Origin of the sequence: Kocuria rhizosphaericola (genome assembly GCF_044462205.1) — a bacterium.
Taxonomy (GTDB): Bacteria; Actinomycetota; Actinomycetes; order Actinomycetales; family Micrococcaceae; genus Kocuria; species Kocuria rhizosphaericola.
In genome coordinates this window covers 41344-56584 of the sequence record NZ_JBISWK010000126.1, presented here as the reverse complement: position 1 = coordinate 56584, position 15241 = coordinate 41344, and the positions used below count along the sequence as shown (strand labels likewise).

Annotated in this window: 15 protein-coding genes; 5 read left to right on the top strand and 10 right to left on the bottom strand. The window is 72.9% G+C overall.

Going from position 1 to position 15241, the window contains the following annotated elements; genetic code table 11:
- Window positions 1-30: 30 nt before the first annotated feature.
- From ACH9D2_RS13135 to ACH9D2_RS13115, 5 genes are all read right to left on the bottom strand, one after another.
- Window positions 31-450: a thioesterase family protein gene (locus tag ACH9D2_RS13135; RefSeq protein ID WP_396363249.1), complete on the bottom strand. Its 420-nt coding sequence runs from the start codon at window positions 448-450 to the stop codon at window positions 31-33.
- A 109-nt stretch (window positions 451-559) separates the two neighbouring features.
- Window positions 560-2944, bottom strand: a complete 2385-nt coding sequence (locus ACH9D2_RS13130; protein WP_396363248.1) for a bifunctional salicylyl-CoA 5-hydroxylase/oxidoreductase — start codon at window positions 2942-2944, stop codon at window positions 560-562.
- 37 nt (window positions 2945-2981) lie between these two features.
- The gene (locus tag ACH9D2_RS13125; protein WP_396363247.1) at window positions 2982-4646 is read right to left on the bottom strand and encodes an AMP-binding protein; all 1665 of its coding nucleotides are present in this window, start codon (window positions 4644-4646) and stop codon (window positions 2982-2984) included.
- A 55-nt stretch (window positions 4647-4701) separates the two neighbouring features.
- Window positions 4702-5589, bottom strand: a complete 888-nt coding sequence (locus tag ACH9D2_RS13120; RefSeq protein ID WP_396363246.1) for an acyl-CoA thioesterase domain-containing protein — start codon at window positions 5587-5589, stop codon at window positions 4702-4704.
- The gene (locus ACH9D2_RS13115; protein ID WP_396363245.1) at window positions 5586-6065 is read right to left on the bottom strand and encodes a cupin domain-containing protein; all 480 of its coding nucleotides are present in this window, start codon (window positions 6063-6065) and stop codon (window positions 5586-5588) included. The genes ACH9D2_RS13120 and ACH9D2_RS13115 overlap by 4 nt, the downstream gene beginning before the upstream one ends.
- A gap of 165 nt (window positions 6066-6230) precedes the next feature.
- On the opposite strand from ACH9D2_RS13115, the gene ACH9D2_RS13110 reads away from it, so the two are divergent.
- On the top strand, window positions 6231-6623 hold the full coding sequence (locus ACH9D2_RS13110) for a Rid family hydrolase (RefSeq protein ID WP_396363244.1): 393 nt from the start codon (window positions 6231-6233) through the stop codon (window positions 6621-6623).
- Between the two features lie 20 nt (window positions 6624-6643).
- Here the strand turns inward: ACH9D2_RS13110 and ACH9D2_RS13105 are convergent, their stop codons facing one another.
- The gene (locus ACH9D2_RS13105) at window positions 6644-7516 is read right to left on the bottom strand and encodes a PaaX family transcriptional regulator (RefSeq protein WP_396363243.1); all 873 of its coding nucleotides are present in this window, start codon (window positions 7514-7516) and stop codon (window positions 6644-6646) included.
- An 88-nt stretch (window positions 7517-7604) separates the two neighbouring features.
- Here ACH9D2_RS13105 and ACH9D2_RS13100 point away from each other — a divergent pair, with 88 nt between their 5' ends.
- Window positions 7605-8411 carry an alpha/beta hydrolase fold domain-containing protein gene (locus tag ACH9D2_RS13100; protein ID WP_396363242.1) on the top strand — a complete coding sequence of 269 codons (807 nt, stop codon included), beginning with the start codon at window positions 7605-7607 and terminating at the stop codon, window positions 8409-8411.
- Between the two features lie 56 nt (window positions 8412-8467).
- Here the strand turns inward: ACH9D2_RS13100 and yczE are convergent, their stop codons facing one another.
- Window positions 8468-9106, bottom strand: coding sequence for a membrane protein YczE (gene yczE / locus ACH9D2_RS13095; protein WP_396363241.1), 639 nt, complete (start codon window positions 9104-9106; stop codon window positions 8468-8470).
- Between the two features lie 164 nt (window positions 9107-9270).
- On the opposite strand from yczE, the gene ACH9D2_RS13090 reads away from it, so the two are divergent.
- Both ACH9D2_RS13090 and ACH9D2_RS13085 read left to right on the top strand, forming a co-directional pair.
- Complete coding sequence (locus ACH9D2_RS13090) at window positions 9271-10296, top strand: zinc-dependent alcohol dehydrogenase family protein (protein WP_396363240.1); 1026 nt, start codon at window positions 9271-9273, stop codon at window positions 10294-10296.
- Between the two features lie 79 nt (window positions 10297-10375).
- Window positions 10376-11086 carry a histidine phosphatase family protein gene (locus ACH9D2_RS13085; protein ID WP_396363239.1) on the top strand — a complete coding sequence of 237 codons (711 nt, stop codon included), beginning with the start codon at window positions 10376-10378 and terminating at the stop codon, window positions 11084-11086.
- A 30-nt stretch (window positions 11087-11116) separates the two neighbouring features.
- Here ACH9D2_RS13085 and ACH9D2_RS13080 read toward each other — a convergent pair whose 3' ends face one another.
- Window positions 11117-11614, bottom strand: coding sequence for an Lrp/AsnC family transcriptional regulator (locus ACH9D2_RS13080; protein WP_396363238.1), 498 nt, complete (start codon window positions 11612-11614; stop codon window positions 11117-11119).
- Between the two features lie 121 nt (window positions 11615-11735).
- Here ACH9D2_RS13080 and ald point away from each other — a divergent pair, with 121 nt between their 5' ends.
- Window positions 11736-12854, top strand: a complete 1119-nt coding sequence (gene ald / locus ACH9D2_RS13075) for an alanine dehydrogenase (protein ID WP_396363237.1) — start codon at window positions 11736-11738, stop codon at window positions 12852-12854.
- 156 nt (window positions 12855-13010) lie between these two features.
- Here the strand turns inward: ald and ACH9D2_RS13070 are convergent, their stop codons facing one another.
- Both ACH9D2_RS13070 and ACH9D2_RS13065 read right to left on the bottom strand, forming a co-directional pair.
- Window positions 13011-13850 carry a sucrase ferredoxin gene (locus tag ACH9D2_RS13070; protein ID WP_396363252.1) on the bottom strand — a complete coding sequence of 280 codons (840 nt, stop codon included), beginning with the start codon at window positions 13848-13850 and terminating at the stop codon, window positions 13011-13013.
- Window positions 13851-13917: 67 nt separating this feature from the next.
- A complete protein-coding gene (locus ACH9D2_RS13065; RefSeq protein ID WP_396363236.1) occupies window positions 13918-15123 on the bottom strand; it encodes a JmjC domain-containing protein in 1206 nt (401 codons plus the stop codon).
- Window positions 15124-15241: the final 118 nt, after the last annotated feature.

Sequence of the window (15241 nt, the reverse complement as noted above, 5' to 3'; positions counted from 1 at the left end):
GCGCCGGGGGCCGTCCGCTGTCCCGTGTGCTCAGGAGACCGTGGCCGGCAGGTTCTCCCGGATCTCCGCCGGCCAGCGCGCGGCGGTCTCCGTCCCGAAGGGCACGCACACCGTGACGAACAGGCCGTCCGCGGCCAGGCGCCGGGGGGCGCCCTCGAACTCCTCCCCCCAGACGCGGAAGGAGAAGGTCATGGACGTCTCCCCCAGCCGGTCCAGGGACACCTCCGTGGTGACCTCCTGGCCGAACCAGAGCTTGGCCCGGTAGTTGACCTCCTGGCGCACGCGCGGCGCCTGGCCGAAGTAGCCGGTGACGCCGAGGTCGCGGAACAGCTGCGCCTCGCACGCCTCGACGAAGCGCAGGACGGCGGAGTTGTGCTGGTGGCCGGCGGCGTCGGTGTCGACCCACTCGACGCGGCGGACGGCGGTGGCGGTGACGATCGGGGTGTCCACGGGGGTACCTCCGGGAATCGTGGGACTGGAGCCGGGATGGGGCATGACGAGAGCGGGCCGGGAGTCCCGGCCCGCTCTCCTCGCCGTGGTGGATGCAGCGCGCGGCCGGTCAGCCGACGGGCTGACCCATCCGCTGGGGGGTCCAGCGGACGTGGGTGGGCTGCTCCTCGGCGAGCGGGTCCCGCACCAGCGACAGCCGGGGGCGGACCGCGTCCGTGCGGGCCGACGGCGGCTTGCGCCGCCCGGCCCGGAACTGCTGCGGCCAGTCGACCCCGGGGCCGCGGTAGTCCTGCTCCGCGGCGGCGTGCAGGGTCCACTGCGGGTCGTAGAGGTGGGTCCGCCCGAGCGCGCAGAGGTCCGCGCGGCCGGCGAGCAGGATCGAGTTGACGTCGTCGTAGGTGGAGATGGCGCCGACCGCGATGACCGCCACGCCCGCCTCCTGGGCCACCCGGTGCCGGATGACGTCCGCGAAGGGGGTCTGGTAGCTGCGCCCGAACTGCGGCTTCTCGTCCTGGGCGATCTGGCCGCTGGAGACGTCGATGCCGTCGGCGCCGTGGGCGATGAAGGCCCCGGCGATCTCGGCGGCGTCCTCAACCGTGTTGCCGTCCGGCAGCCAGTCGACGGCGGACAGGCGCACGAGCAGCGGTTTCCCGGCGGGCCACTCGGCGCGCACGGCATCGAAGACCTCCAGGGGGTAGCGCAGCCGGTTCTCCAGGGAACCCCCGTACTCGTCGGTGCGGTGGTTGGCGACGGGTGAGAGGAAGGAGGAGAGCAGGTAGCCGTGGGCGGCGTGCACCTCGAGCAGGTCGAAGCCGGCCTCGGCGGCGCGCCGGGCGGCGTCGACGAACTGCTGCTTCACCTCGTCCATGGCGGCCCGGTCCATCTCCCGTGGCACCGCGCTGCCCTCGCCGTAGGGCACGGCGGAGGGGCCCACGGTCTCCCAGTTGTCCTCGGGCAGGGGCTGGTCGATGCCCTCCCACATGAGGCGGGTGGAGCCCTTGCGGCCGGAGTGGCCGATCTGGGCGCCGATGGCGGCGGTGGAGCGCTCGTGGACGTGGTCGACGATCCGCCCCCAGCTGTCGCGCTGCTCGTCGGTCCACAGGCCGGTGCAGCCGGGGGTGATGCGTCCGGCCGCGGAGACGCACACCATCTCGGTCATCACCAGACCCGCCCCGCCCATGGCCTTGCCGCCGAGGTGGACCAGGTGGAAGTCCCCGGGCACCCCGTCCACGGCCGAGTACATGTCCATCGGGGAGACGACCACGCGGTTCTTCAGCTGCAGGTTGCCGATCCGGTAGGGCTGGAACATGGCCGGGGCGACCTGCTCGAGGCCCTGCTCGGCGGCGAAGGCCCGGTCCACCTCGGCGGCGAAGCCGGGGTCGCGCAGCTTGAGGTTGTCGTAGGTGATCCGCCGGGAGCGGGTGAGCAGGTTGAAGCAGAACTGCACCCGCTCCTGGTCCTTGTACTGGCCGATGGTCTCGAACCACTCCAGCGACGCCTGCGCGGCACGCTGGGTGGACTCCACGACCGGGCGCCGCTCCGTCTCGTAGGCCTCGAGTGCGTCGGCGACCTCAGGGTGCTCGTGCAGGCACGCGGCGAGCGCCAGCGAGTCCTCCATGGCCAGCTTGGTCCCGGAGCCGATCGAGAAGTGGGCGGTGTGGGCGGCGTCGCCGAGCAGGACCACGTTGCCGTGGCGCCAGCTCTCGTTGCGCACGGTGGTGAAGTTGATCCACTTGGAGTTGTTGGTGAGCACCGCGTGGCCGGCCAGCTCCTCGGCGAAGATCTCAGCCACCCGGGCCACGGACTCCTCGTCGCTCACCCCCGGCGGGAACACCTGGTCCTCGGTCGCGTCGAAGCCGGCGGCCCGCCACACGTCCTCGTGCATCTCCACGATGAAGGTCGAGCCCTCGTCGGAGTAGGGGTAGCCGTGGATCTGCATGACGCCCCACTCCGTCTCCTTGACGAAGAACTCGAACGCCTCGAAGACCAGGTCGGTGCCCAGCCACATGAACTTCGACTTCCGCGGGTCCAGGGTGGGCTCGAAGACCTCGGGGAAGCGGTTGCGGATCCCCGAGTTCACTCCGTCGGCGGCCAGGACGAGGTCGTACTGCGCGCTGAGCTCCTCGACGTCGGGAGCCGTGGTGCGGAAGCGGAGGTCCACGTCGAGCTGCGCGCAGCGGCGCTGCAGGATCTCGAGCAGCTCCTTGCGGCCCATCGCCGCGAAGCCCTGCCCGCCCACGGTGGTCTGCTCCCCCTTGAAGTGGATGTCGATGTCGGTCCAGCGGGCGAACCGCTCGGCCATGGCACCGGCGACGACGGTGTCGGCGTTCTCGATCCCGCCGAGGGTCTCGTCGCTGAACACCACGCCGAAGCCGAAGGTGTCGTCCGGGGCGTTGCGCTCCCACACCGTCACCTGGTGCGCGGGGTCCAGCTGCTTCATGAGGGCGGCGAAGTACAGCCCGCCCGGGCCTCCGCCCACGATCGCGATCTTCACTTCAGGGTTCCTCTCTCAGGACGGGAATTCTGGGGGCTCAGGACGCGAGGGTCCCGGCCGGCTGGGCGAGCTGCTGCTCGGTCTCCTGCTCGATCTGCTGCCGGAGCCGGAAGTGCTGGAGCTTGCCGCTGGGGTTGCGGGGCAGCTCGTCCACGAAGCGGACGTCCCGCGGGTACTTGTAGGGCGCGATGGTCTTCTTGACGAAGTCCTGCAGCTCCCGCCGTTTGGCGTCGTCCCCGGTCACGCCCTGGCGCAGCACCACGAAGGCGCAGACCACGCTGCCGCGCTCGGGGTGCGGGCGGCCGACGACCGCGGACTCGACGACGTCGGGGTGGAGGTTGACGGCGTTCTCCACCTCGGGGCCGCCGATGTTGTAGCCGGCGGAGACGATCATCCCGTCGGTCCGGGCCTGGTAGTGGAAGTAGCCGTCCTCGTCCTGCAGGAAGGTGTCCCCGGTGACGTTCCAGCCGTCGACGACGTAGTCGAGCTGCCGCTCGTCGCGGAGGTAGCGGCACCCGGTCGGGCCGATCACGGCCAGCCGTCCCATCCGGCCGGGTCCCAGCTCGTGGCCCTCGGTGTCGAGGATCGTGGCCCGGTAGCCCGGGACCGGCCGTCCCGTGGCCTCGGGACGGATCTCCTCCCCGGCGGCGGAGATGAACACGTGCAGCAGCTCGGTGGCGCCGATGCCGTTGATCAGCTCCAGCCCGGTCCGTTCCTTGACCTCCCGCCACGTCTGCGCGGGCAGGTGCTCGCCGGCCGAGACCGCGACCCGCAGACCGCGCAGCAGGTCCTCCCGGTTCTCCTTGAGGATGGCCCGGTAGGCGGTGGGGGCGGTGAACAGGACGGTCACGCCGCGGTCGTGGACCAGCTGGGCCAGCTCGAGCGGGGTGTTGCGCTCGGTCAGCAGGCTGGAGGCCCCGAAGCGCAGCGGGAAGACCACGAGCCCGCCCAGGCCGAAGGTGAACGCCAGCGGCGGGGAGCCGGCGAACACGTCGTCGGCCCGGGGCCGGAGGACGTGCCGGGCGAAGGTGTCCGCGTTGGCGAGCACGTCCCGGTGGAAGTGCATCGTGATCTTGGGGACGCCGGTGGTGCCCGAGGTGGGCCCCAGGAGGGCGACGTCGTCGGCGGCGGTCGGCACGGCCTCGAACCCGCCGGGCTTGGCGGCGCAGCGCTGGACGAGGTCGTCGGCGCCGCCCCCGCCCACCGGCACCAGCCGGACGTCGCCGCCCACGGACTCCGCGAGGTCCGCGAGGAACCGGGCGTCGGAGAGCAGGACCGTGGGCCGGGTGCGCTCGACGAGGTGCTGGACCTCCTCGGAGCGCAGGATGGGCATGGTGGTGACCACCACGGCGCCGGCCTTGAGCACGCCCAGCCAGGAGGCGACCAGCCAGGGGTTGTTGGGCGCGCGCAGCATCACGCGGTTGCCGGGGACGACGCCGAGGTCCTCCGTCAGCACCTGCGCCACCTGGTCGGCGCGCCGCTGCAGGTCGCCGTAGCTCCAGGTCTCGCCGTCGGGCGTGTGCAGGGCGGGGCGGTCGGGGCCGAAGGCCTCCACTGCCTCGTCGATCAGCGCGGAGGCGGCGTTGAGCCGGTCCGGGTACTGCAGCTCGGGGAGGGTGAACTCCAGGACCGGCCACTGCTCGGCCGGGGGCAGGTTGTCCCGCGCGAAGGTGTCCTGGTGCGCGGAGGGAGATAGGTGCATGACGTCCTCTTCGTCGACGGGTGCATCACGGAGTGCGGGTGGAACGGGTGGCGGGTCAGGCGCCGGGGCGGATCATGCCCTCCTGCGCCACGGTGGCGAGCAGGCGGCCGTCCCGTGCGAAGAACTGGCCGCGGGCCAGGCCGCGGTGGCGCTGGAGGGAGCAGGCGTCCTGCACGTAGAGGACCCACTCGTCGGCGCGGCCCTCGCGGTGGAACCACATCGAGTGGTCGAGGCTGGCGGTCCGCAGGCCGGCGTCGCCCCAGGCCTGGCCCTGCGAGCGCAGCACGGGCTCCAGGATCGTGTAGTCGCACACGTAGGCCAGCGCGGCCCGGTGCAGGTCGGGGTCGTCGGGCAGCCGGTCGAAGGCCTTCACCCACACGGCCTGGCGGGGCTCGGCATCGGGGGCCGCGTCGAGGTAGAGGGGTCCGTCCACGTGGCGCATGTCGAAGGACCGACCGTGCGCCCAGTACTCGGCCGCCGGGCCGTCCGCGCCGGTGAGGACCGCCGCCGAGGACGGCAGGTCCTCCGGCGCGGGCACCTGCGGCATCGCCGGGGCGTCGTCGGGCCCGTCCTCGGGGACGTGGAAGGAGCCGGTGGCGTCGTAGACGGCCTTGCCGTTCTGGAAGGCCCGCACGTGCCGGGTCGAGTAGCCGCGGCCGTCGCGCACCCGTTCGACCTCGTACCGGACCGCCGCACCGATGTCGACGGGCCGCAGGAAGTAGCTGTGCATCGAGTGCAGCACACGGTCCTCGCCCACGGAGCGCATCATGGCGGCGGCCGCCTGGGCGACCATGTCCCCGCCGAAGGCCTTTGGCCAGGGGACCCACTGGGTCTCGGCGGCCCAGGCCTCGTCGTAGGACTGCGCCTCGACGGGCTCCAGGCGCAGAGCGGCGAGGAGCCGCGTGGAGTCCGGCGCCTGCGTGGCGCTGCCGGCGGCGCTCATGCGCGGCGGTAGTCCGCGAGGGACTCGTCGGGGACGTCCTCGAGGTTGACCACGAGGTTCTCGGGCGTGCGCGCGGTCAGCCACACGAGGTCCTCGGTGACGGACATGTTCGCCTCGACGTGCGGCATGAACGGCGGGACGAAGACCCAGTCGCCGGCGGTCATGTCGATGTGGTCCTGGTAGCCCTCGCCGAAGTAGATCCGGCCGTGGCCGCTGAGGACGTAGCCGCCGGTCTCGGCCTCGCCGTGGTGGTGCGGGAGGGAGCGGTAGCCCGGGGTGTTGGAGACCTGGCCGAACCAGATCTTGGTGGCCGGGGTGTGTTGGATGCTCACGCCGGACACGCGCACGCAGTCGCCGGACTGGGCGGTGTTGGTGTCCTCGTGGCCCGCCCGGGTCACGACGGGGACCACGCGCCCGTCGGGCCCGGCGTAGACGCTGTTGTCACCCTCGGTGCGGTACTCGCTGACCGTGCTCATCGGATGTCCTCCCTCGTTGCGTATGTCGTCTTTATGACGACCGTCACGTAGAGTGAATGTAACACGGGTCACAGGGGCTGTGCCAGGGGATTTCCCCCTTTCCCGCAACCCCCACCCGTCCGACCACCGACGTCCCGACAGAACGGAGCCACCACCGTGCAGAACATGACCGTCAATCCCGCGGCCCTCCCCGCGCCCTCCGGCTACGCCCACGCCGTGCGCGCCGGCAGCACCGTCTACCTCGGCGGACAGACCGCCCTGGACAAGGAGATGCGCATCGTGGAGGGCGGGATCGTCGAGCAGTTCGTCCAGGCCTTCCGCAACGTGCTCACCTCGCTCGAGGAGGCCGGTGGCAAGCCCGAGGACCTCGTGAGCGTGACGATCTACCTCACCGACGTGGACGACTACATGGCCCACGGCCGGGAGATCGGCCGCCGGTGGCGCGAGATGGCGGGAAGCAACTACCCGGCGATGGCGGGGATCGGCGTCAGCCGGCTCTGGCAGAAGGAGGCCCTGATCGAGATCCAGGGCGTCGCGGTGATCCAGGACGAGGCGTAGCCCCGGTCCGGCGCGGTCCGCTACTCGTCGCCGGCGAGGACGCGGCGCGCGTGGGCGTCGGCGGGCGCCTTGAGCAGACCGTGCAGCTCCCCGAACAGCTGCTCGGCCAGCAGGCCCCGCCACCCCTCGGGCAGCATCTCCAGCGGCAGCCCGGGGTCGAGGTAGGGCAGGCGCCGCCACTCGGTGACCATCGGGATGTAGGCGGCGAAGGCGGCGCGCTCGCCGCCGCCCGCCGCGCCGGCACCCTCGACCCACCGGTCGCGCACGGGCGCGTGGCGGGCCACGAAGTCCGCGTACTGCGCCTCGAGCGCCTCGAGGTCCCACCACTGCCCGACGGCGTCGCTCATCGTGCGGGCCCCGAGGTAGTCGCCGCGGAACCAGTCGATGTACTGGGAGAGGTCGTGACGGTCCATGTAGGCGTGGGCGGCGCCCTGCAGGTGCTCGGGGGCGATCCACACCCCGGGGGCCACGGCGCCGAAGCCCATGCGGATGAGCCCGCTGCGGATCTGGTGCCGCAGGTTGCGCTGCTTCTCGGGGACGGTGAAGACCGCGAGGATCCAGTGGTCGCTCATCACCGCGCGCCGGGCGCTGAAGATGCGCTCGTCGCCCTCGAGGAAGGTCTCCTCCAGGCCGGGCGAGACGGTGTAGCCGCTGAGCCCGGAGACCTTGACACTGCGCAGCACCCCGCGCTTCTTCAGCCGGGAGATGGAGGAGCGCACGGCGGGGGCGTCGACGCCGAGGTCGGCCATCAGCCGGATGAGCCCGGACACCGGCAGGGCGCCGCCGTTGGAGCGGCCGTAGAAGCCGAAGAGGGTGATGATCAGCTGCTGGTGGTTCTGCGGACCCGCCTCGGCCCGGCCGCGGACGCCGTCGCCGCTGTCCTCGATGCTCATGGGTGCCACCCTAGCGGCGGGCACCACAGGCGCTGGACGGACTGCCGGACAGCCGCTGGACGACCACCGGACCGGGAGAGGAACGGAAATGGACAGCACCACAGCACACCGGGACGCCGTCGTGGCCGAGCAGGAGACGCTCAGGCGCCTCCTCTCGCGCCCCGAGGCGCCTGACGAGACCCTCCCCTACGGCCCGGATGCCGACCACCTGGTCGACGTCTTCCGCCCGACGACGTCCCCGCGCGGCGTCGTCCTCCTCCTGCACGGCGGGTACTGGCGCCACGCGGTGGACCGGACCCACGCGACCCCCCTCGCCCGGGAGCTGGCGCGGCGCGGGCACGTGGTGCTGCTGCCCGAGTACCGCCGCGGGAGCGGGGCCTGTCCCACGACGCTCGGGGACATGGTGAGGCTGAGCGCGCAGCTGCCCCGGCTGCTGGAGCGCGCGGAGGACTCAGGGGCCGCCGCGGACCAGCCCCTCACGGTGGCCGGCCACTCCGCGGGCGGGCACCTCGCCCTCTGGTGGGGCGTCTGCGGGCTGGGCCACGGCGCCGGCCCGGTGCCGCGCATCCGCGCCCTCGCCCCCGTGGCCGACCTGACCCGCGGCGCGAGGGAGGGGATCGGCGAGGGAGCTGTGGCCGACTTCATGGGCGGGACGCCGGAGGAGCTGCCGGAGGCCTACGCACACGCCGACCCGGCCGCACGGTGGCCGAAGGTACCGGCTCATCGCCGCCGGACGATGCGGGCGCTGCACGGGGACCGGGACCGGCGTGTGCCGGTGGAGCACACCGCGGACTCCCCGGTGGAGTCCGTGATCGTCCGCGGCGCGCACCACTTCGACGTCGTGGACCCGGCCTCGGCGCACTGGCCGGCCGTCGTGGAGTTCCTGGAGAACTGAGCACGTCGGCCCACGGCGAGGGCACCGCACATGGACCTCCAGCTCGGACTGCGACGTCAGCGGTGCAGGCGAACGCTCATCCGGGGCATCAGCACTTGGGCCAGCGGCCCGATCGCCAGCGCGTAGAGCACCGTACCCAGGCCCACCGTGCCCCCGAGCAACCACCCGAGGAGCACCACGGCCACCTCGATCGAGGTGCGCACCACGCGCACCGATCCCCCGGTGCGCCGCACCAGGCCGGTCATCAGCCCGTCCCGCGGACCGGGCCCCAGGTGCACACCGATGTAGGCGGCGGTCGCCACGGCGTTGAGGAACACGCCGGCGAGCACGAGCAGCACCCGCAGCGGCATCGCCTCCACCGGAGGCAGCACCGCCAGGGTCGCGTCGAGCGCCAGCCCGACCACCACCGCGTTGCTGATGGTGCCGATCCCGGGTCGCTCGCGCAGCGGGATCCACACGAGCAGCAGCAGCAGGCTGACGGCGATGACTACCGTGCCCATGCTCACCCCGAACTGCCGGGACAGACCCTGGTGCAGGACGTCCCACGGGATGACGCCGAGCTCCGCCCGCACGAGCATGCCCATGGTGATGCCGTAGAGCACCAGGCCGGCGTACAGCTGCACGAGCCGCCGGGGCAGTCTGCGCGACTCCGGCCGGTCGATCGAGCGGGCCAGGGCACGCGGACTCCAGTTCATGCGGACCATCTTCGCACCGGCGAGGCGCTCCCGCCGCGTCGTGCGGCGGGTGGGCCTCGGCGCCGCCACGCTGGGCGCCGTGCCCGGCGTGCGCCGCGGTGCACGAGCCGCCGTCGCCCGTCCCACCCCCGGGCCGGAGCACCGATCCCGAAGGAGACCCCCTCATGCGTGGAGTCCTGCTGCACACCCCCGGAGACATCCGTGTCGAGGACCGCGAGCGCCCGGCGGTCGTCGAGCCCACCGACGCGGTCCTGAAGGTCGCCGCCGCCTGTGTCTGCGGTACCGACCTGTGGCCCTACCGGGGCCTCGAGGACGTCGACGGGCCCGCCCCGATGGGCCACGAGTACGTCGGCACCGTGGAGGAGGTCGGCGACCAGGTGCGGGACATCGAGGTCGGCGACTTCGTCGTCGGCTCCTTCTTCGCCTCCGACAACACCTGCGAGATCTGCCGGTCCGGCTACCAGACCCACTGCGTGAACCGTCAGCCCGGGGCGGCCACCGGCGCGCAGTCCCAGTACGTGCGGGTTCCGCTGGCCGACGGCACCCTCGTGGCCACCCCCGGGCAGCCCGACCCGGACCTGATCCCGTCCCTGCTGGCCGCTTCGGACGTGCTGGGCACCGGCTGGTTCGCCGCCGTGGCCGCCAAGGTGGGTCCCGGCAGGACCGCGGCTGTCGTGGGCGACGGCGCGGTCGGGCTGCTCGGCGTGCTGGCCGCGCAGCAGCTGGGCGCGGAGCGGATCATCGCGATGTCCCGCCACACGGACCGGCAGGCCCTGGCCCGCGAGTTCGGCGCCACCGACATCGTCGAGGAGCGCGGCGACGAGGGCGTCGCGCGGATCAAGGAGCTCACCGGCGGACTCGGGGCGCACTCCGTCATCGAGGCCGTGGGCACCCAGGAGTCGATGATGCAGGCGATCCGCTCCACCCGCCCCGGCGGCCACGTCGGCTACGTGGGCGTGTCCCACGACGTCTCGCTGCCCGGCCAGGAGCTGTTCTTCTCCGGGGTGCACCTGCACGGCGGGCCCGCCCCGGTGCGCCGCTTCCTGCCCGAGCTGATCCGCCTGATCTGGGACCGGGAGATCGACCCCGGCAAGGTCTTCGACCCCACCCTGCCCCTGGAGCAGGCCGCCGAGGCCTACCGGGCCATGGACGAGCGCCGCGCCATCAAGGTCCTGCTCACCACGGACTGACCTCCCGCCCGGCACCGGGCCCGGCGGAACCGCGGACCGCCGCCGCCCGGACACGGACGGCAGCCCTAGGCTGGGAGGCATGCGCCTGCTGCTGATCCGCCACGGCCAGACCCCCTGCAACGTCTCGGGAGAGCTCGACACGGCGGTGCCCGGCGCCCCGCTGACGCCCCTGGGGCGGGCCCAGGCCCGCGCGGTGCCGACCGCACTCGGCCACGAACGGATCAGCGGCGTCCACGCCTCGCAGCTGGTGCGGACGCAGCTCACTGCCGCGCCGCTGGCCGAGGCCCACGGGCTGGCGGTGCAGGTCCGCGCCGGCCTGGAGGAGATCTCGGCCGGGGAGCTGGAGATGCGCGGGGACCCGGGGGCCCGCCGGGCCTACATCTCCTGCCTCCTGGCGTGGGTGCACGGCGACCTGGACCGGCCCATGCCCGGCGGCCCGGACGGCCACGCGTTCCTCGGCCGCTACGAGGCCGCCCTGCAGCAGATCGCGCAGGACCACCGTCCCGCGGACACCGCCGCCGTGTTCAGCCACGGAGCGGCGATCCGCGTCTACACCGCGCTGCGCGCCGGGATCGACGCCGCCGAGGCTGCGGAGCTGGAGATCATGAACACCGGCGCGGCCGTGCTCGAGAACCGCACCGGCGGCGGGTGGGAGCTGACGGCCTGGCACCGCGATCCGCTCGGCGGCGCGGTGCTGGAGGACCCCGCCGCCGAGGACGTCACGGGCGAGAGCGCCGAAGAAGTTCTCGAGGAGACCGCCGGGAGCGGCGCCGACGGGACGACGACCTGACGGAACCACGACGACGGCGGGCCCGTCCGCTCACAGCCCCTGCGGGCCGGGCACGTGCTCGAACACGAGGCTGGTCTGGGTGGCGGCCACCACCGGGTTCGAGGACAGGTGCTCGATCACGAACTGGCGGATGTGCTCGGTGTCCCGCACCCGAACGTGGATCAGGAAGTCGTCGACCCCGCCCAGGAAGAAGTACTGCGAGACCTCGGGGACCGTCTTCAGCGACTCCCCGAAGGCGGCCATCTGCTGCCGGGCGCCGGGGCGCAGCCGCACGCTGATGAGCGCCTCGATGGTCTGGCCCAAGGCCTTGGGCTCGACCTCCACGGTGAACCGGCGGATCACCCCGGCCCGCTGCAGCGCCTTCATCCGGGCCAGGCACGTGGACGGCGCCACCCCGAGTGCCTCGCTGAGGGCCTGGTTGGTGGCGCGGGCGTTCTCGCGCAGCAGGCCGAGCAGCCGGAGGTCGAGGTCGTCGAGCTGGTGGACGGGCCGCAGATCCTGCGGCGAGTACGGTGTGGGGTACGTCACATGACGCTCCATTCTGCCAGTTCTGTGGGATCTGCCGAAGGAACTTCGATCTTAGTGCGGAGGGAGGGAAGAAATCGTAGTTTTTTCTCATCGCATCACCGTTTCTTCGGAAGGCCCCATCATGATCGTCTCCGTTCCCCGCGAAGTGAAGACCAACGAGTACAGGGTGGCCATCACCGCCCCGGGTGTGCACGAGCTGGTCGCCCACGGCCACGAGGTCCTCGTCGAGGCCGGGGCAGGACTCGGTTCCGGGATCGACGACGACGCCTACACCGCCGCCGGCGCGCAGATCGTCGCCGACGCCGACGAGCTGTGGGCGAGGGCGGACATGGTCCTGAAGGTCAAGGAGCCGGTGGCCTCCGAGTACCACCGCTTCCGTGAGGGCCTGGTGCTGTTCGCCTACCTGCACCTGGCCGCCGAGCCCGAGCTGACCGCCGCCCTGCTGGAGGCCGGGGTCACCGCCATCGCCTACGAGACGGTCCAGACCGCTGACCGGCGCCTGCCGCTGCTGGCCCCGATGAGCGAGGTCGCCGGACGGCTGGCCGTCCAGGCCGGGGCCGCGGCCCTGACCGCACCTGCCGGCGGCAAGGGCGTGCTGCTGGGCGGGGTGCCCGGGGTGCGCCCGGCGAAGGTCACCGTCCTGGGCGCTGGGGTGGCCGGCACCAACGCCGCCGCCATGGCCGTGGGCCTGGGCGCGGACGTGAGCATCCTCGACATCAACGTCGACCGCCTGCGCCAGCTCGACGACCGGTACGCCGGGCGCCTCACGACGATCGCCTCCAACGCCCTGGAGGTCGAGCGCGCCGTGACCGAGGCGGACCTCGTCGTCGGCTCCGTGCTCGTTCCCGGGGCGAAGGCCCCGAAGCTGGTGAGCAACGCGATGGTCGCGGCCATGAAGCCCGGCAGCGTGCTGGTGGACATCGCCGTGGACCAGGGCGGGTGCTTCGCCGACTCCCGTCCCACCACCCACGAGGACCCCACCTTCCGCGTCCACGACACGGTCTTCTACTGCGTGGCCAACATGCCCGGGGCCGTGCCGAGCACCTCCACCTACGCGCTGACCAACGTCACCCTCCGCTATGCCGTGGCCCTGGCCGACCGGGGCGCCGAGGCCGCGCTGGCCGCCGACCCGGCCCTGGCCGCCGGGCTCAACGTCCACGGCGGGCGGGTGACCCACCGTTCGGTGAGCGAGGCCCACGGCCTCGAGCACACCGACCCCGCCGCGCTCACGGCCGCCTGAGCGCCGGCGTCCACCGCCGGAGCGGCCCGTCGTCGATCGCGGGGGCCGCCCGCGAGTCCGGTGAGCCGCTGCGGGGACTCGCCTCGGACAACTGCTCCGGGGTCCTCATCGTCCTCGGGCGCGGCCACAGAGCCCGGCCTTCGGTCGTCCTGTCCGTCAGACGATGCGCACCGCGGTGGGCTCGTAGACCATGGCCGAGCTCGTCGCCGGCCCGTGGCAGGTCAGCTGACGCGGCGGGGCGGCGTGGGACTGCAGTTCCACGTCGACGAGGCCCGGCCGGGGTGGGCGGCCGGTGAGACGGATCCGCCAGCGGTCGCCGTCGCGGACGGTCTCGGCGACCGTGTAGTCGTGGCGGCCGGCCGGACCGAAGCGTGCGAGCGCGGCCGCGACAGCGGCCTGCTGCGGCGGGAAGAGATCGGTGTACCCGCGCAGATGTTCCCAGTGGACACGGCCGGCGAGGTGCTCCTCGACCGTGGTGACGGAGGACTCCGCGTCGAGCCCTCCGTAGTAGACGCCGTCAGGGGCGACGACGAGGTTGGCGGCGAACCGGTCACCGCCGACATGCGTGCACTCCCAGACCAGCTCCGGCCAGCGCTCGCTCAGAGCAGCTCCCACGGGCCGTCCGCGCACAGCACAGCAGGGGTCGTGCTGACCGTGAGCACAGACCAGGAGGACCGGTGGATGGCCGGTCTCTCCGGGGACGCCGAGGGCTGTGGCGATCTCCGCCAGGTCCTCGTCGCGGCTCCACGTGCCCCATTGCTGATGACAGGCGCCGGAGTCCTCCTGGCGCAGCACGGCCCACCGGCTGGAGCCATCACGGCTTCGGCGGCCGTGGCGCCGGACCAGAAGCACTCGCGCCCGCGCCGCCTGCGCGGCGGAGAACACGAGGGCCTTGGTCTCGGGCTCCAGATCCAGGCCGTCGAAACCGTTGATCGGCCACCCGCCCCGGTACTCGATGAGGACCCACACGACGCCGCGCGGTGCGGTGCCCGCCATCGGGTCGCCGCGCTCCCGGGCACCGTCGGCGCACCAGAAGCGGCACGTGGCATTCAGGGCGGCGGAGTCACTGGTCACAGGGAACAAGGACCCCCGCCCGCAGCAGTCGTTCGACGAGCTCGACGCCGAGCTCACCGGCGGTGTGGACCTCGCCGTCGAGCAGGCACGAGACCGAGGGCAGATCGGCCTCCGGGAAGTCCAGCCACCCCACGCGCGTGCTCAGGCGCGGGCCGTCCAGCCGTGCCTCCAGTGCACCGCGCAGCCGCACGGGGGACCCGGGGCCCAGGCCCTGGACGGCCGCGAGCTGGGCCAGCGGCCCCAGCGGGGCCGGGCGCCCCTGCCCTCGCCGGGTGCGGTGGAACCGAGGGGTGGGATCTGCCTCGGCGAGCGCGGCGACCAGGCGCTCACGGACGGTGTCGATCTCCCCGCTCGGTCCGTCGACGCCCAGGGGCAACGACCGGCGCATCACGGGATCCTCGGCCAGCAGTGCCAGCGCCGCCTGGGCGACCTGCTCGGCCAGGCCGTGGCGGGTCCAGTTGTGGATCCCGAGCGTGAGGTGGATGGAGACCGTCCCCTGCGCCTGGGCCGCGTGCAGCCAGCCGCGCGGAAGGTAGAGGGCGTCGCCGGGTTCGAGCACGACGTCGAGATGCGCCTCGCCCTTCGCGGCCTCGGCGACGGCGGAGCGGCGATCGGTCCAGGGCTGGTCCCGCAGCGGGTCCGGGTGGACGGGCTCATGGAGGACCCAGCGCTTGGTCCCCGCGATCTGCAGCACGAAGACGTCGTGGACGTCGTAGTGGTCGTCGAACCCGCGGTTCTGCGGCGGGGTGATGTAGGCGTTGGCCTGCACCGGATGCCCGAGCTCACCGCCCAGCGCGGCACTGAGGTCCGCGACCGGCTCCCACGTGCGGTGCAGGGCCTGCAGCACCAGCGTGGCGCCGTCGGCGAACCGACGCCACAGCGCGGTGTCGTCGAGCTGGTCGGAAATGGTGGCGCCGACACCGGCGGGAGACGTGAAGGACGAGTCGGGGAACGTCGAACCGTCCTTGGCGACGCGGAGGAAGGGTGTGCGCAGCCCGCGGCGCGAGATCAGCTCGTCGACGGCATCGGCGGAGAACAGGTCGGAGAACCCGCCCGCCCGGCGCGTGAGCAGCGGTGTGCGCCCCCAGACGTCACGGGCGAACTCCTCCCGGCTGATGTCGATCAGGCGCGCCTCCAGGACCCCGGAGCCACCATGGGCGCCGGGGTCCTGTCCGTCAGCGCGGACGGCGTTCATGCTCAGCCGGCTCGTCCTTCGGCGCCCCCGTCGGCGCCGCCATCAGCGCCTCCGTCGTGGACACCCGGGGTGCCGGCCGCGCCACCGTCAGCGGGGCCCTCGGCGCCGCTGTCAGCTC

Excerpts from the sequence above, each read along its gene's own strand:
- yczE (WP_396363241.1), bottom strand. The coding sequence starts at position 9,106 with ATGAACTGGAGTCCGCGTGCCCTGGCCCGCTCGATCGACCGGCCGGAG.
- ACH9D2_RS13085 (WP_396363239.1), top strand. The coding sequence starts at position 10,376 with ATGCGCCTGCTGCTGATCCGCCACGGCCAGACCCCCTGCAACGTCTCG.
- ACH9D2_RS13120 (WP_396363246.1), bottom strand. The coding sequence starts at position 5,589 with ATGAGCGCCGCCGGCAGCGCCACGCAGGCGCCGGACTCCACGCGGCTC.
- ACH9D2_RS13100 (WP_396363242.1), top strand. The coding sequence starts at position 7,605 with ATGGACAGCACCACAGCACACCGGGACGCCGTCGTGGCCGAGCAGGAG.
- ACH9D2_RS13105 (WP_396363243.1), bottom strand. The coding sequence starts at position 7,516 with ATGAGCATCGAGGACAGCGGCGACGGCGTCCGCGGCCGGGCCGAGGCG.
- ACH9D2_RS13070 (WP_396363252.1), bottom strand. The coding sequence starts at position 13,850 with ATGGCGGGCACCGCACCGCGCGGCGTCGTGTGGGTCCTCATCGAGTAC.
- ACH9D2_RS13065 (WP_396363236.1), bottom strand. The coding sequence starts at position 15,123 with ATGAACGCCGTCCGCGCTGACGGACAGGACCCCGGCGCCCATGGTGGC.
- ACH9D2_RS13110 (WP_396363244.1), top strand. The coding sequence starts at position 6,231 with ATGACCGTCAATCCCGCGGCCCTCCCCGCGCCCTCCGGCTACGCCCAC.
- ACH9D2_RS13090 (WP_396363240.1), top strand. The coding sequence starts at position 9,271 with ATGCGTGGAGTCCTGCTGCACACCCCCGGAGACATCCGTGTCGAGGAC.
- ald (WP_396363237.1), top strand. The coding sequence starts at position 11,736 with ATGATCGTCTCCGTTCCCCGCGAAGTGAAGACCAACGAGTACAGGGTG.
- ACH9D2_RS13115 (WP_396363245.1), bottom strand. The coding sequence starts at position 6,065 with ATGAGCACGGTCAGCGAGTACCGCACCGAGGGTGACAACAGCGTCTAC.
- ACH9D2_RS13125 (WP_396363247.1), bottom strand. The coding sequence starts at position 4,646 with ATGCACCTATCTCCCTCCGCGCACCAGGACACCTTCGCGCGGGACAAC.